Origin of the sequence: Bacillus sp. FSL K6-0073 (assembly GCF_038006085.1) — a bacterium.
Classification (GTDB): Bacteria; Bacillota; Bacilli; order Bacillales; family Bacillaceae_G; genus Bacillus_A; species Bacillus_A cereus.
Map to the genome: position 1 here is coordinate 1,030,605 of NZ_JBBOUN010000001.1, position 15,584 is coordinate 1,046,188.

Here is a 15,584-nt window from a genome sequence, read left to right on the forward strand (position 1 = left end):
GCTTTTGCCACCCTTTAATTACTTTGCTGATTGCTCCAGTAATAGTAGTAATTGATTGTTTATCATATTTTTTATGAGAGAAGACATAATGGAAGGATCTACTTCGCACTTGCTTTCAATCCAATCTTTTATTGTTCCAACGAAGCCGTGACTATAAAAGGAGGCGATCGTATTTTTTGTCTCATTAGAAAGGCTGAATCCACAGCTTACAGATAGTTCATCAATAATCTTCATATATAAGTTTTTCGTATGCTCAAATAAATAGTGATTAAACGAGTTTTGCTCAATGACTTTAAAAGCATTTCGGTAAAATTTTTGATTTTCATAAAAGTAATCAAATAATAAATCGAAAATGTTTTCCCATGTTTCATAATCGAGAAAGTCGATAATGTTTTCCTTCGTTTCTTCTCTATAAATCCAGCTTAATAGTTCAAATTTATCTTTAAAATGATAATAAAAAGTTTGCCTACGCATTTGACAGTGTAACATAATATCGCTCACTGATATTTTATGAAACGACTCTGTTTCCATTAAATATTTCAATGAGTTCGCGATTATCTTTTTAGAAATTATAGAAGAGGTCATCTGAATCATCCCTAGAATGTTAGTAATATAAAAATCCTATCCATAAATGAGAGCGGTGTCTTTAGACAGATTGTCCATTTTGTCCGTTTACTATAAAACGCTTTCATTTTAACATGGATAGTAAGAAGAAGATTTCAAATATATCACAATATATTAAAGGAATTGAGGGATAATCACAATGAAAAAGATTATAAACAAACCAGAAACATTAGTAATGGAAATGTGTAACGGAATGGTTATGGCTCACCCAGAGCTTGAACTTTTGAAAAAATATAAAGTTATTAAGAAGAAAGAAATGAACGAAAACAAAGTAACGTTAATTAGTGGCGGCGGTAGTGGCCATGAGCCGGCACATGCAGGATTAGTCGGAAAAGGAATGTTAGATGCGGCGGTGTGCGGAGATGTGTTTGCGTCACCTTCACAAATTCAGGTATATCAAGCAATTAAAGAGACAGCTAGTAAAAAAGGTACGTTATTAATTATTAAAAATTATAGCGGCGATATTATGAATTTCAAAAATGGTGCGCATTTAGCGACGGAAGATGGAATTGAAGTCGACTACGTAAAAGTGGACGATGATATTGCGGTAGAAGATAGTCTGTATACAGTAGGACGCCGCGGCGTTGCAGGAGTTATTTTAGTTCATAAAATTGCCGGCGCAGCAGCGGAAGCAGGTATGGATTTAGGAGCGGTAAAAGCTGTAGCGGAAAAAGCCGCTGCTAACGTGCGCACAATTGGTTTAGCGTTAACGTCTTGTACAGTTCCAGCGAGCGGATCACCTACTTTCACACTTGCGGAAGATGAAATGGAATACGGCGTAGGTATTCATGGCGAGCCAGGAATTAAACGTGAAAAAATGTTGTCAGCAGATGAACTAGCGAACCGTATGACAAATGATCTTGTAAAAGATTTAGGAGTAAAAGATGGCGAGGAAATCGCACTTCTAGTTAACGGTTTTGGCGGAACACCACTGCAAGAACTTTACTTATTTAACAACGCCGTTACGAGAGAACTAGCTGCAAGAAACATTAAAATTAATAGAGTATTCGTCGGTAACTATATGACAAGTATTGATATGGCTGGTATGTCTTTAACGGTAATGAAGTTAGATGAAGAGCTAAAAACATTACTATCAAAAGAATGTAATACACCAGCGTTTAAAGTAGATGGACCAGTTGAAAGTGTAGAGTATGTAAATGTACTGGAAGAGGCAGAAGAGAAGGAAGTTTCTTTTGAACTAGAAACGGCAGAAGAGCACGCTGTTATAAAAGATAATGTTATCACATTAAACAACATGGTGTATCTCGTTGATAAAATGAGCGACATTATTATTAAAAATGAAGTACCGTTCTGTGAGCTAGATACGCATGCTGGCGACGGCGACTTCGGAATGAGTGTAGCAAAAGGATTTAAGCAATTAAAACGTGAGTGGCATTCTATTGTAGAACAAGAAAATAGAACGATCGGATCATTCCTTGACGGTTGCTCCATGATTATTATGGAACATTGCGGCGGCGCATCTGGTCCAATTTGGGGCGGAGCATTCCGCGCAGCTAGTAAAGCAGCAGGCGAGAAGCGCGAGTTAACAGTAAAAGAATTCGCTGAAATGTTGCAAGCAGCACTCCAAGGTATACAATCTATCGGTGAAAGATCATTTGGTAGAGGAGCGGTAGTTGGTGACAAAACACTTGTTGACGCACTTGCTCCATGTGTAGACTCTTGGTTAGCTAGCGCTTCAAACGAGGAAGACATGAAAACTGCCTTCGAAAAAGGAGCAGAAGCAGCGGTCAAAGGAGCAGAGTATACGAAAGAAATCGTAGCTCGCATGGGCCGCGCTGGTACAGTTGGTGAAAGAAGCTTAGGATATCCAGATGCAGGTGCACATGCACTTGGAGTTATCTTTACGGAGATTGCGGGTAGTTTGAAATAGTAATTGGAAAGTCCCTCTGCCTTAAGGTGGAGGGATTTTTCTGTAGTTTTCGAGAATAATAGTATGTGTCTTTTTGTATCACCAAAAACGACCGATTTTGGTGATACAGAAGGACATAAATCTCGTTTTTTGTTATGTCTTCATTTACAACGGTTTTCAAAGGAGATATTCTTAGTAAGAAATTATATTGAAAAGAGGTTTTGATTGTATATGATGAAGCTTATTAATCGCTAATTAAAATTCAAACGAATTTTATACTGTAAAAGGTCAAATTAAGGATAATTCCTTGATTTTATTTGTTATACCCTTTTACTAGTAGCGGTTAGAAGACATTATATCTTATCAAAAAATTTCATGTTATTTCACGATATCTATTCTTTCGAGATAGGTGTATTTATAATAGACAGAAATTTGACCATGAGAAGATGTTTCTTCTTGTGGTCTTTTTTGTCGTTTTTTGATTCCGGAAGCATGTTTCTATGCCGTTACACCTATTATAAGGCGGTGATTAACGAAAACTTAGTAGTAGATTGTTGTAAGAAATATACACTCTTTTTAGGAAAATATAATAAAAAATGGAGGATTTATCATGAATGAATATCAATTAATTAGTGACTACAAGCAAAATGAAAAATATAAGGAAAGCTTTAATGACCTTGCAAAACATGTATTTGAATTGGATTTTAAAGGATGGTATGACAGGGGTTGTTGGAATGATAACTATATTTGCTATTCTTATGTGGATGGAGATAAAGTCATCGCAAATACATCTATTAATAAAATGAATGTAATCTCTAACGGTAAGGAATATAAAGTAATTCAATTGGGTACAGTGATGACACATCCGGATTATAGACATCAAGGTTTAGCGACTAAATTAATGAATCATATCATTAAAAAATACGAGAAGGATTATGATTTTATATACTTATTCGCGAATGATACGGTGTTAGAATTTTATCCTAAATTTGGTTTTGGAAAGGTGCAAGAAAGTAGCTTCAGCCTGAAGGTTTCAAATATGATACGTCAAATAGACAAAAAGTACGATTTACGAAAGTTAGATGTTAATAATCAGGCTGATTTTGAGCTGATGAAGGAATATGAAGCCGAAAGAATTCCGGTGTCTTCTAAATTAGGTTTGAAAAATAGTAACATTATTCACTTTAATATGTTAATTATTTTTTGTTGTCTTGTTAGTTAAAGGGGTACTTAGTACAAAAAATAACCGTAGATAGTAGCACGAACACTGTTCTTGTTATAATTAATTTTTTTCAGAACGTCTATAATCCTCTTTTAAAAAATATATGTAAATATAATAAAAAACGAATGATTAATAGAAATATTCTACACCACTCGTTTTTTATCGGACTTCTTTTTATTGTACTTTTATTTTCTTTATGAGTTATTGGAAAAATAATTATCTATATAAGTCTTTATTTTTTCAAAATTCTTTTCCATAAATAAGATTGCTGGTACTTCAATTATTGGAAGATTATTTTCATTATCAAAAGCTGGACACGGTTTGGGAACTACCAAATAGTCAACTGAGTTTTTATCCCTAATATAATTAATTGAAACATCATAATACTTAGAGAAATATTCCTTCAAATCATCCTGATTCCTTAAAAATGGTAGAGAAAATATTGAACCATAATTTATACCAGCGTCGACAATTAATACAAAGCATATTTTTTTCATGATACACCCTCCTCGTATAATAAGTTTTAAGTTAATAACTGTTCCTTGAAAATTAAATAGTTTTTATCTTCAAGAGCTACATCAAAAAATGATGTATGGGTAAAATTTAGTCTTGGATACTGGGGGATTTCCCTAGATAATGGAAGTATAGAAATGGATCCATCGGGAATATGCTTACTCCCCCTGTAGTTCGACCACGTTAAAAGACTGTGACCCAGGCCAAAATGCACTGCATACGCACAAGCTGTATCGGTTTCCTTCACTTACCTCTCATAGTGGTGGGAGGGCAGCTAAAAAGAAGTCCTGGTGGAAGTTTTGGAAATTAGTACCATTTTTTTAATTAATACAAGTAAAAGAGACCTTATAGGGTATTTTACTGTTTTCGCTCACATGGATTGTCTTATACATCTAAGTTGTTTCTACATAAATATCTGTAATCTCACCTATTACTATATCTTTAAAAAATTTCCAACAGAACCAATAAACCGTTATAAAAAGTATTTAAAATAATAACAAATAGGTATAATAATTCCCACTATAGAAAATACAATACTTCCTAAATTAAATGCAGAAAGTTTCGCACGATGAACTTGAATTTCACCTAAATCTACCCCTCCACTAAAATGCTTATCCATAACTTTAGCGACGTTTTGTTGTTGATTAACAAAATAAGGTATTAGCCATATACAGCAGAACAAAATAATACTACCAAAAAAGAGTGTGTCAATAATTGAAGCTCTCCAATTTAATGAAGTAATGACTATGAGAACAAATTCTCCCACCATAACAATTACCATAGTTACTACATATCTGGATTTTTCAGAAACGTTTTTAAATACAGTCTCGTCCAGAATTTTTTCTATTTTAGTCCATATTACACTGATTAACACGATTAGGCTAATTAAGAAAATAGTAAATAAAGCTTTAACTAAAAGATACTCAAACACTACTGACACCACCTAATAATTTCTAAATTAGAATGTAAAGTTGATTTTTTTAACTCTATTAAAAGATTAAATTCAATAATCTATTAACTAGCTTATCGAAAAATTTATTGATTTAAAGATACAACGCTATATGTATTAGTTATATAGGATAAGATTTCCCAAAATTCCTTTTCTAATATATATATCTTCTAATCGTTGTTGGACTTCAATTGTCTAAATATTTTATTTAGCACTTTATATTGCTTAATGGTTTGAATTTTCTGAATTAAAATTCCGTGATATTGTTAAGAAAATAATTATTATTATGATATCTCGATGTAATTGCTGCTAATGCTTTATCTTCAAGGGGAAATATCAGGTTTTCGTTACCGTAATACTAATAACAACCTAACAAATTGAATAGTTACCAGAAAATACTAAAATATGTCCCTCAGCAATTTACAGTATAATACACTTTTAGAAAAAATGGAATATTTAAGTATTTCTTTATTAATAATATGAATTAATAGAATGTTTATATTATTATACGGATTAAAGATAGCTCAGCTGTGGTGATCTTTATTCATTTTTTCTAGAGTTTATATTAACTTAGCAAACTTTGTAACAGAACCATATATAAGATCAAATATGATAAAAGCAATATCACAAGTTTTTTATTTTTTGTACAGTAACCATTTGTTAGCCAATCCCTTCTCTTTATTCGGAATATTCCGTTGTTTTTTATCGATTTACAATTGCAGGTTGAACTATTATATAATATACAGAATAATGGTAATATTTAGGGGGGTGGAAGTAGTTGAGGAGGACGTAGTGATATGAGCACAAATATTTTAATGCATGAAGCAGTTATGCAACAACTTAATGATTTTTATCAAATGATGTTGTCGCAGCAAATTGAATAAGCATGAAAAAGTTAGTGATTATTTCGATGTATGTTACGAAGCGAAACAAAAACTACTAAGCAAAGGGGCGTTAAAATAATGAAGAAGCTTGTATTAGCGACGTTAGGATTAGTGATAGTATTATTATTTAGTAACAATACAGGTGATACACAACATGCTCTAAAAAAGGAAGAAATTATACAATATTCACATGCTGATCATTTTTAATATCCCATTAACAAAGGGACTCCAATTATGGAGTCCCTTTGTTAATGAGATATTGCTTTAGTTTATCTAATTGTAATAATGTTTGTAAAAAGTGTAGATATTTTCTAAATTTGCAGAGGTAATTATTTGTTAATCTTTTAAAACATTGGCTTAGTAATACCAAGGGTTATTATAAATATATTAATTACATAATTTGTCCATATCAAAATGAACGTTTTTTGCATTTAATATATTGTAAATATATTTTATTTTGGAAGGATCTGATTATATGGCTCATAAATCTACTGGAGTGTTTCGAGTTCCAGTTTCTGAAAATGGGATTATTCCAACTGCTCTCAACATTATGTTAAACAATGATTCACGCTGCCATACTAGTAATGTAACGGTAACTGTTAAGAGAAGTCGAAACACCTTTTTCCCAACTCAAAATGAATTAGTTGAAATCTCTCGTACTTTTGTTTCTTTAGAACCAAACAGAACAACTAAGATTGTGTTGTTTACTCCAGAATTTCAAGTAGAAGATTTCCTTGATGTCATCATTAGTGGAAATAGAGAGGATGTTAAGGATGTTCTTGTATATTCTTTCTTAGCAGATTCAGTAGGTCACAATCTGCCATCTACTGTTTTCAGAAATGCAGAATACACTTTTGCTTGCTGACACTGTGATGATGTATTCTTTACTGTCGTATATCTGAATTGAAATGTTACAAGTAGCACTTCACGGCATACAATCTATCGGTGAAAGATCATTCGGCAGAGGAGCGGTAGTTGGTGAAAGAAGTTTAGGATATCCAGATGCAGGTGCGCTTAGGGTACCTTTACGGAAATTTTGGGTAGTTTGAAATAGAAATTAGAAGATCCCTTCTACCTTAAGGTGGAGGGGTTTTCTTAATATTATTTTTTGATATATTGCTAAGTATGTTCCCATAATTCATTCTATTGTATTGAGAATAATGTCATCTACATCAAAAAAACGGCTTATAAAAGGAACTAGTATTTGAGGTGGGTTTATTAACGAATTTTATATATAGCATGAATGAAAATGAGATAAATAAAACAATATTCCCTATTATGTTTTTAAAAATTAATTGAACAGGTCCTTGTGAAAATAAAGAAAAGACACCAAAAGGTGCCTTCCGCCCACTTAAATTAATTTTAATATTATCGATCTAAGTTTAAAAGCTGTAGGGACTTTTTCTGTGGGTTTTGTAAGTAGTTTTTACGAAATTATGAGTGTTTTTTATTTTGTATTTCAATAAGTTCATCTGGTAGCATTTTTGTATAATATTCTTTTTCTGTTAGTTCAAATATAAATAATGCTTTTTTCCAGTTATAAATAACATCTTCTACATTATGTTGTTTCATTTTTAATAAACACTGACCTTTTAAATAGAATAGTTCACCTAGTAGGTATAAAGTATGTAGATTAATTGCTAATTTGATACCCTTATCAATGTACTTTATTGCCTCTTCATATTGATATGTGAAGTCGAAACATTTTGCTAAATTTAACATGAGTTTTAATTTAATTTCTTTATCTCTAGGAAAATCTAACTTATTAAAATTAGTTAAACATCTTTTGAATATATTAATACTTTTTTCATATTCTTTATTTTCTGCATAAAATATAGCCATTGTTTGCATAATATCTATTTCTCTTTCTGATAAAAAATCAGAATTAGTTAAAGTCAGTTTTAATGCATGATTTAAAAAATCTAAAGCAGTTTTTATTGATTTATCCACCATAAATACAGCAATTGCTTCATGCCACATTAGAAATTGTTTCTCGTCTTTTGTTTGAAAATTATTTAAGTTTTTCTCTTTTTTTACTATTTCATAAAGTTCTTTATATTGTTTTTGCTTTAAGCAATCTTTTATTACGTATTTTACATTTTCTACATATTTTAATCTTTTGTTTTGAGTTAGTGCAAATATGTTATTCGGATCAATACCAAGTCTTTCTGATAATTGATATAACAATATACTAGATGGATAAATCATACCTTTTTCAATCTTGCTAATTTGACTTTGTGAACATATTCCATGACATAATTCGGATTGTGATATATTTTTTTTGATTCTAAGTTCTTTAATGGTAATACCCAAATCGTTAAATTCCATTTTTCCACCTACTATTTAGCACTTTATTAAAATAAGAACATTCTCTAACCTTAATGTAATGTAAAATTAATATAGTTGCAATTATTGTTTTACAGGGCTTATCGTTTCTATAAGATGGTGAGATTTTTTATGTACAAAAAAGACACCAAAAGGTGTCTTTCGCCGACTTGAACCACGTTCATTTAATATAAACCTATCTGTATTTTCACATGCTTTTCTAATTCCTCTATTTTCCATTTGATAAAATATAATCCCAATATTACCAATAATTAAATAAATATTTCTACATATTCAAGATATTTACATAAATTACAAAAGTGATACATTTAAGTTGTAATCTATAAAAACTATTAAAGGGGGATTTATTATGTTCAAGAAATTAGTAGTAGGAGCGTTAGCAACAGGTATTGCATTAACAGGAGGAATTGGTGCAGCTTCAGCTGATACACAAAAAGCTGTGAGCTCTCCGAAGCAAGCAACATGCTCAATTCCTTATGAGTATTCTAATGGTAAATTCAAAAGAACTCTTTATTACTCAAATGGAGTATATGCTAATAGTTTTAATGAAAATGTTTGTGGCGGGACGATTACGTGGTATTTAAAACATGTTCAAAATGGAGTTGCTTTTTACGAAGGTAATTTAAAATAGTAGATTTTTTGAACCTCATTTATTGAGGTTCTTTTATTTTTAGTTTTTAAACTGATTCTCTATAAAAAAGACACCCTAAGGTGCCTTTTTGCGATTTGATCCATTGTAATATGGTATTGAATGCCAGTCCGATTATTATTTTACTATGTTAAGTAGTTTCGATTATTGAGAAAAAATACAACTCATTGTTTGAATGCAAAAAAGCCCTAGGGGGACTAGGACTTTTTGCTAGAATGAATAAGATTTAAAAAAGGACTTATATAACGTAACATATGAATGTTTCGTAAATGTATCAAAAAAGTGAACAAAAGCGTTAATTTTAATAAAAAAAGCTCCGCGATAAAAGCTGCGGAGCTTCATAAGGTCGAGTTATGTCGTACTCACAAGGGATTTTAACATGAATGTTATGGTAAAAATACTGGTAAATTTATCCCGTAAAACCCCCACTGATTAGAGTTTCACTTCATTCGAAGGAATTCATGTTTTATAAATTAGATTATGAGAGTTGATATTCTCCATATTGACCAGAAAAGAACTAAAAATTCTAGTGAAATTCCAAGTGTTCGTTTCCTAGTTTTTTGAAATTCTTTTATTAAATAGCCAACAGCACTAATTGCTATAAGAATGAAAAGAATAAGTTCGAGTGTAACTGGCATTTTATCTACTCCTAATACATTAATTTGTTATATAGAGATTATAAGATATTTTTACGGCTAGTAGTGAAAAATTTAATAAAACTATCTCTAATGGAGTTTTGTTTGAACTTCTAAAGGTATTTGTGAAAAACATTGTATGTAAAGTTTATGCGTATGTTTTTAGGAAACAAATTTTAGAAAAAGATAACAAAAAAACCACTCCTCGTCGCCGTTGGAAGCAAAAGGGTGGGTTTTGTAAAAAAATAAATGAGCCCTAATGGATATAATGTACAAAAGAAAAGACACCCAAAGGTGCTTTACTCCGACTTGATAACAACATTTTATGTATTAAAGGTCATCAAAAAATGTTGTATTTGAAACACGTGACGTTTCATTGATATATTTTAAACTAAATATAATTATATATTGAATATAAAATTTAAAAGTTGGTGGGAATAATAAAATGCATAAAATCCTTATTAAAAAAGAAGCCCTAGGATTAGGGGGCTAGGGCTTCCTATGTTGGTATATCTCGCACGACATTATAAAAAGAAAAGAACTTAATGAAGATAACAGAGAAATGTTTCGTAAATGTATCAAAAAAGTGAACAAAATAGTTATTTTAAAAAGAAGAGCAACTAGCAAAAATTAGATACTGATGTATAAGAAAGGAATAGATTAATAATTTAATATAAAAAATACAAGATATGCAATATTGCATATCTTGTATTTCATATTACATTGAACCCAATTATGCCTTGAATAGAGAGGGTTTAAAAGAAATATAATAATCTAAATTGTTTACCAATTAATATGGTAAATTATAGATAAATAAAGAAATTTATGTTAATGTACTTATGGTAATATACTGTTAAAAAAAGGAAGAGGTGAAAAATTTATATGTTTAAAAAAGGCGTATCATTGCTATTAATTCTCATTTTATCTATTTCTACATTTAGTATAGTAACTCACGCTGCTAGTAGTTCAGAATATGTGAATCAATCATTCTATGGGTATAAGGAACCATCTTTTAATTCAGCTAAAACAAATGGCGGATCAGAGTATGGCGCTCAAAATGTAGGAGTCGTGGAAAAAAGAGATAATGGCTGGTGGAAGATTGAAACATGGGAAGGTCCAGTTTGGATTAACTTAAATGGGGAAGAACGTGTCATGGGAGATTTCTATGCATATGATGAACCTTCTCTCTCATCAAAGGTTGCGAATGCTGGAGCAAAGTACGGGCGACAAACATTTAGAATAGTAGATGGAACAACAGATGGTTGGCTTAAATTTAAGACGTGGGAAGGCGAAAAATGGATGAATCCTGCGGCTGAACAAATTACCGTCAACAAAACGATTTATGCATATAATGAGCCTTCATTTAATGCAAAGAAAGCAAATTATGGAGCACCATTTAACCCACAAAATTGGGGAGTAGTAGAAAGAAAAGAAAATGGCTGGATGAAAGTAAGTACTTATGAAGGTTATAAGTGGATCAATCCAGATGGAGAAGAAAGATTCATAAACAAATCATTCTATGCGTATAACGAAGCTTCATTTAATGCAGCAAAAGCAAACGCTGGAGCATTATATAATCCACAGAATTTTAGAGTAGTGGATGGGACAACTAGTGGGTGGTTAAAGGTTAAAACATGGGAAGGCGAGAAATGGATGAATCTAGATGGAGAAGAAAGATTTATAAATAAATCATTCTATGCGTATAATGAACCTTCATTTAGTTCAGCAAAAGCAAACGCTGGAGCATTATATAGTCCACAGAATTTTAGAATAATAGATGGGACAACTAGTGGCTGGTTGAAGATTAAAACATGGGAAGGCGACAAGTGGATTAATCTTAACCAAACAGATTCTGGTAATTCTGGGGTGGTTGACCTTGCTTTAAAACAATTAGGAAAACCATATGTATTTGGAAATAGTGGACCTAATTCATTTGATTGTAGCGGTTTTATTTATTATGTATTTAAAAATAATGGATACAATATTGGAAGAACAAGCGTAGCTGGATATTGGGGAATGGTTACAAAAATAAGTGATCCTCAACCAGGAGATTTAGTATTCTTACAGAATACATATAAAGCGGGTCCTTCTCATTTAGGAATATATTTAGGAAATGGTGAATATATTCATGCTGCTGACGAAACAACAGGTGTAATTAAAAGTAAGATAAATAGTTCATACACTCAAAAGCATTTCTTGGGGTATGCTAGATTTTCAAAATAATTAAATTGGATTCAATAAAAAGACAGTTATCTACGGATAGCTGTCTTTTTATTATTTGTGTTGGTTTGACTACTTATATATATACAAAAGAAAAACAACATAATATTAATACGGAAAAATATATTAATATGAATTTTTGCATATTTTAAAATTTAATATATCCCTTAAAAACTTTTAATTGTATAATATATTTTGTCATATTTTTAGATTTTTCGACATAAACCAACAAAAATAGAGAGCGTATTGGGAGAAGACATTATGTATACAAAACTATTAAAATCAATTACATCATTATCACTGATTGGTGGTGCGTTGTTATATACAAATGGCAGCGATGTAAAAGCTGCTGAAGTGGGTGTTTTTTCTGATGTGCCGACATCACATTGGTCATATCCTGCGATTAAAGATTTAGCGAGTAAGAATATTATTTCCGGTTATGGAAATGGGATATTTGGTTTTGGAGATGTTGCGACAAGGGAGCAAGTTGCAGCTTTAATTTATCGAGTGTTAGTACCGAATAAACAAGGCGGTTCGTTTAGTAATGATGGAACTCGTTACGTATTAAAGGATGGATCTACGTTTAAAAATCCTTACGGTGATATTAATCAAAGTTCTACAATGTTCCCAGAAGAGGTATTAACTTTAACAAATTTAGGAGTTTTTAAAGGTGATGAAAATGGCCAATTTAGACCGAAAGCTTCTGTGAATCGTGCGGAAATGGCACAAATTCTTACGAATGCTTTCCATCTTGCGGCAAAACAAAAACATACCTTTAAGGATGTTCCAAATCCATTTTGGGCAGAAAATGCAATTAGTGCGGTGCAGTCAAATGGAATCGCAGATGGCACAGGGAACGGGAATTTTGAACCGTATGGCACAGTAACACGTGAACAGTATGCGCAGTTTTTATATAAAACTTTGAAGTATAAAAATGCTGATGTGAAAGATACAGGGGATGCGGCATTATTAAAAGCGTTTAAAGAGGAAGTACAAAAGCGTATTAATACATACGAGACAAATATTACACTGCCATATAAAACGAAAAATAATAATACAAACGAAGTGATGAATACACTTTTTAACGCATATAAAGAAGTGGCAAGTAAAAATGAGTATACAAATAATAATAGATCGAATGTTTCATATGGGCTTTCTGGATCACCTGGAAATTATACGTTTACGCTTAAGATTACATATCGTGAAACGAAAGAACAGACGGAATATGTCATGAAACAAGCGAAAGCAATCGTTTCTTCTATCACTCAAGTTGGAATGGATGATCACGAAAAAGTGAAGGCGATTCATGATTACGTAGTAAAGCATGTTTCTTATGATACGTCTTATAAAGCTTATACAGCATATGAAGCACTTGTAAATCGTTCTGCGGTTTGCCAAGGTTACGCACTATTAACTTATCAATTATTAAAAGAAGCAGGAATTGAAAATCATTTCGTGACAGGAACTGGGGACGGACAACCTCATGCTTGGAATTTAGTGAAAATCGAAAACAAATGGTATCACCTTGATACAACATTCGATGATCCGGTTCCAGATGAGCAGGGCCGCGTAACGTATTCGTATTTCAATTTATCAGATGAACAAATCGCAAGAAATCATGAGTGGAACCGTGGAGACTATCCGCAAGCTACAACAAATTATTATAGTACACTGACAAACAAAATTGCGGCAGGTAGTACGAAAACGCCTGCATATCAGCAAATATTAAAAGATACAAAGTTAAACTATCTAGGAAATGAATATATTGCAAATAACTATACTGAATTAAAAAATAAAATGCAGCAGCGTTATAGTGCAAAGCCAGAAAAGATAGAAGTACTTTATAAGCAATCAATGAACGGTGCACTGCAAGATGTGAAAAAGGCAATTGGAGAAATCGGTTATCCGCAAGGGTCCAACCGTGTTTCTTATAAAGCGGAGCCTTACAATGCGAAAGAAGGGTATTCTTTAGTGACGATTACGTTTACGTATTAAGAATGAGAAAAAGCATCTGTTTTAGATGCTTTTTTTATTGTATTAATTCGACAAAATATGACAGGTAAAAGGGAATTGGTCTGTTATGATAATTTTTGAAATTTTACATTTTGGAGGATTAATCATGAATAAAAAGAAGATTTTCGCTGCGTTAATAGGAATTATAGCTTTATTTGTAATTATTAATGTAGTTGTTACGAAAGAGAAAACGACATCAACTAGTGAAAAAATGTACTCTGAGAAAGAATATAATAAATTAGTAGATGAACATTTTGCAAAAACGCAAAAGTTGAAAAGTGATATGAGTGTGTTAGAAACTGAAAAAAACTCTCTTGATGAGCAAATGAAGGCGAAGAATAAGCAAGGGTAAAACAAAAACGCTATCTTTTAAAAAGGTAGCGTTTTTGTTTTGGGTTATAAAGTTATTCCTACATTTGACATATACAGTCTAACTGTATAAAATCAAACTATACAGTTTAACTATATAGTTTAGCTATATAGTTATCTTTACATTGGAGGTCTTTATGAATAGAGATAAAAATTTACCATTAACGGAAACAACGTATTACGTTCTTTTAGCTTTATTAGAGCCAGCTCATGGATATTTAATTATGCAAAAGGTGGAGGAACTGAGTAATCATCAAGTGAAAATCGCAGCGGGTACATTGTATGGTGCGGTGGAAAATTTATTAAAACAAGGGTTAATAGAATCGGTAAAAAGTGAAGATAAACGAAGAAAAGTGTATGTCATTACAGAACGCGGGAAAGAAGTATTGCATTTAGATTTTATGAGAATGCAGCACATTATTGCGGTTACAAAAAGTTTATTACACGTATAGTTAGGGGGAAACGATGATGTGGAGATTGAAATTCTTTTTAGACTTTGAGAAAGAGGAAAAATGGTTAGAGGAGATGGCTTGGAAAGGCTATCAACTAGAAAGCAATACATTTGGTTATACATTTAGATATACAGAACCGGAAGATGCGACGATTAAAATAGACCATAGAGTATTTAGTAGAAAAAGTGATTTTATTAATTACTGCACATTATTTGAAGATAGTGGCTGGGAGCATATAGCTGGTAATCGGTGGTCAGGTACGCAATATTTTAAAAAGGTAGATGAAGAAAGTGAAGATGACATTTTTTCAGATCCAATGTCACGAGCAGGGAAGTATAAGCGTCTATCTAAAACATTTTTAGAATTAGCGATCTGTTATTTGCCGATATTATTTTTATTTGTGTATAGTAATACAATGAATTTAGGAGCCTTTGTAAATCCGAAAGAACTATACTTGACGCCAGGATTATGGGATAAGCAAGGTGTATCATTTCTATGGTCATTCTTATTTGAAACGCCATTTGCATTAATGAGAGGACTTTTTTTGACATTTATCCCCGTTGCGACATGTATGTTTTTCGTTTGCTCGTATAAAGCAAATCGATTGTATGAAGAGAGAAGATGATAGGAGAAATCCCCTTAAAGTAGATGCTTTGAGGGTTTTTTTGAATTTGTAAATGACTCTTCTTAAAATAGATATGAGATTAGAGAAGGACAATGATGTATTGGAGGTCACTATATCAAAAAAAGAAAATTGTACGTCTAGACGCATTTTAAATACAAAATAACCGATTCCTTAAATGTTAAGAAATCGGCTATTTATTTCCCTACTTTTTTA

Annotated in this window: 13 protein-coding genes and 3 pseudogenes; 11 read left to right on the forward strand and 5 right to left on the reverse strand. The window is 31.8% G+C overall.

Annotated features, from left to right (window positions below; genetic code table 11):
* Positions 1-18 precede the first annotated feature (18 nt).
* Positions 19-585, reverse strand: a complete 567-nt coding sequence (dhaS, locus tag MHB52_RS05355; RefSeq protein WP_000204225.1) for a dihydroxyacetone kinase transcriptional activator DhaS — start codon at positions 583-585, stop codon at positions 19-21.
* Positions 586-763: 178 nt separating this feature from the next.
* Between dhaS and dhaK the strand changes: the two genes are divergently transcribed.
* Both dhaK and MHB52_RS05365 read left to right on the forward strand, forming a co-directional pair.
* Positions 764-2,515 (forward strand): dihydroxyacetone kinase subunit DhaK, encoded by a 1,752-nt coding sequence (dhaK, locus tag MHB52_RS05360; protein ID WP_064774914.1) that lies wholly within the window; start codon positions 764-766, stop codon positions 2,513-2,515.
* A 589-nt stretch (positions 2,516-3,104) separates the two neighbouring features.
* Entirely contained in the window at positions 3,105-3,716 is a 612-nt protein-coding gene (locus tag MHB52_RS05365) for a GNAT family N-acetyltransferase (RefSeq protein WP_016117343.1), read from the forward strand.
* Positions 3,717-3,910: 194 nt separating this feature from the next.
* Here the strand turns inward: MHB52_RS05365 and MHB52_RS05370 are convergent, their stop codons facing one another.
* The 3 genes and pseudogenes from MHB52_RS05370 to MHB52_RS36755 form a co-directional block, all read right to left on the reverse strand.
* Positions 3,911-4,213, reverse strand: a complete 303-nt coding sequence (locus MHB52_RS05370) for a hypothetical protein (protein WP_000717611.1) — start codon at positions 4,211-4,213, stop codon at positions 3,911-3,913.
* A 488-nt stretch (positions 4,214-4,701) separates the two neighbouring features.
* Entirely contained in the window at positions 4,702-5,160 is a 459-nt protein-coding gene (locus MHB52_RS05375) for a hypothetical protein (protein ID WP_000464473.1), read from the reverse strand.
* A gap of 104 nt (positions 5,161-5,264) precedes the next feature.
* A pseudogene (locus tag MHB52_RS36755) lies at positions 5,265-5,370 on the reverse strand (BtrH N-terminal domain-containing protein); the annotation flags it as partial.
* Positions 5,371-6,140: 770 nt separating this feature from the next.
* Between MHB52_RS36755 and MHB52_RS05380 the strand changes: the two are divergent.
* The 3 genes and pseudogenes from MHB52_RS05380 to MHB52_RS36760 form a co-directional block, all read left to right on the forward strand.
* The gene (locus MHB52_RS05380) at positions 6,141-6,269 is read left to right on the forward strand and encodes a hypothetical protein (protein WP_016117345.1); all 129 of its coding nucleotides are present in this window, start codon (positions 6,141-6,143) and stop codon (positions 6,267-6,269) included.
* A gap of 268 nt (positions 6,270-6,537) precedes the next feature.
* Positions 6,538-6,927, forward strand: a complete 390-nt coding sequence (locus MHB52_RS05385) for a hypothetical protein (RefSeq protein WP_000940664.1) — start codon at positions 6,538-6,540, stop codon at positions 6,925-6,927.
* 40 nt (positions 6,928-6,967) lie between these two features.
* Positions 6,968-7,054, forward strand: a pseudogene (locus MHB52_RS36760) (dihydroxyacetone kinase, ATP-dependent); the annotation flags it as partial.
* 442 nt (positions 7,055-7,496) lie between these two features.
* Here the strand turns inward: MHB52_RS36760 and MHB52_RS05395 are convergent.
* Positions 7,497-8,390: a helix-turn-helix domain-containing protein gene (locus MHB52_RS05395; RefSeq protein WP_061664674.1), complete on the reverse strand. Its 894-nt coding sequence runs from the start codon at positions 8,388-8,390 to the stop codon at positions 7,497-7,499.
* Positions 8,391-8,757: 367 nt separating this feature from the next.
* Here MHB52_RS05395 and MHB52_RS05400 point away from each other — a divergent pair, with 367 nt between their 5' ends.
* The 6 genes and pseudogenes from MHB52_RS05400 (at position 8,758) to MHB52_RS05425 (ending at position 15,371) form a co-directional block, all read left to right on the forward strand.
* The gene (locus MHB52_RS05400; protein ID WP_000473814.1) at positions 8,758-9,039 is read left to right on the forward strand and encodes an LCI fold-containing protein; all 282 of its coding nucleotides are present in this window, start codon (positions 8,758-8,760) and stop codon (positions 9,037-9,039) included.
* 1,535 nt (positions 9,040-10,574) lie between these two features.
* A complete protein-coding gene (locus tag MHB52_RS05405; RefSeq protein ID WP_063263978.1) occupies positions 10,575-11,915 on the forward strand; it encodes a C40 family peptidase in 1,341 nt (446 codons plus the stop codon).
* A gap of 258 nt (positions 11,916-12,173) precedes the next feature.
* On the forward strand, positions 12,174-13,907 hold the full coding sequence (locus MHB52_RS05410; RefSeq protein WP_061663658.1) for an S-layer homology domain-containing protein: 1,734 nt from the start codon (positions 12,174-12,176) through the stop codon (positions 13,905-13,907).
* A gap of 124 nt (positions 13,908-14,031) precedes the next feature.
* Positions 14,032-14,256: pseudogene (locus MHB52_RS05415) on the forward strand (hypothetical protein); the annotation flags it as partial.
* A 175-nt stretch (positions 14,257-14,431) separates the two neighbouring features.
* Entirely contained in the window at positions 14,432-14,746 is a 315-nt protein-coding gene (locus tag MHB52_RS05420; protein ID WP_001078063.1) for a PadR family transcriptional regulator, read from the forward strand.
* Between the two features lie 13 nt (positions 14,747-14,759).
* The gene (locus MHB52_RS05425; RefSeq protein WP_001999228.1) at positions 14,760-15,371 is read left to right on the forward strand and encodes a DUF2812 domain-containing protein; all 612 of its coding nucleotides are present in this window, start codon (positions 14,760-14,762) and stop codon (positions 15,369-15,371) included.
* Positions 15,372-15,584 lie beyond the last annotated feature (213 nt).

Excerpts from the sequence above, each read along its gene's own strand:
- dhaK (WP_064774914.1), top strand. The coding sequence starts at position 764 with ATGAAAAAGATTATAAACAAACCAGAAACATTAGTAATGGAAATGTGT.
- MHB52_RS05380 (WP_016117345.1), top strand. The coding sequence starts at position 6,141 with ATGAAGAAGCTTGTATTAGCGACGTTAGGATTAGTGATAGTATTATTA.
- MHB52_RS05405 (WP_063263978.1), top strand. The coding sequence starts at position 10,575 with ATGTTTAAAAAAGGCGTATCATTGCTATTAATTCTCATTTTATCTATT.
- MHB52_RS05400 (WP_000473814.1), top strand. The coding sequence starts at position 8,758 with ATGTTCAAGAAATTAGTAGTAGGAGCGTTAGCAACAGGTATTGCATTA.
- MHB52_RS05385 (WP_000940664.1), top strand. The coding sequence starts at position 6,538 with ATGGCTCATAAATCTACTGGAGTGTTTCGAGTTCCAGTTTCTGAAAAT.
- MHB52_RS05370 (WP_000717611.1), bottom strand. The coding sequence starts at position 4,213 with ATGAAAAAAATATGCTTTGTATTAATTGTCGACGCTGGTATAAATTAT.
- MHB52_RS05425 (WP_001999228.1), top strand. The coding sequence starts at position 14,760 with ATGATGTGGAGATTGAAATTCTTTTTAGACTTTGAGAAAGAGGAAAAA.
- dhaS (WP_000204225.1), bottom strand. The coding sequence starts at position 585 with ATGACCTCTTCTATAATTTCTAAAAAGATAATCGCGAACTCATTGAAA.
- MHB52_RS05420 (WP_001078063.1), top strand. The coding sequence starts at position 14,432 with ATGAATAGAGATAAAAATTTACCATTAACGGAAACAACGTATTACGTT.
- MHB52_RS05410 (WP_061663658.1), top strand. The coding sequence starts at position 12,174 with ATGTATACAAAACTATTAAAATCAATTACATCATTATCACTGATTGGT.
- MHB52_RS05365 (WP_016117343.1), top strand. The coding sequence starts at position 3,105 with ATGAATGAATATCAATTAATTAGTGACTACAAGCAAAATGAAAAATAT.
- MHB52_RS05395 (WP_061664674.1), bottom strand. The coding sequence starts at position 8,390 with ATGGAATTTAACGATTTGGGTATTACCATTAAAGAACTTAGAATCAAA.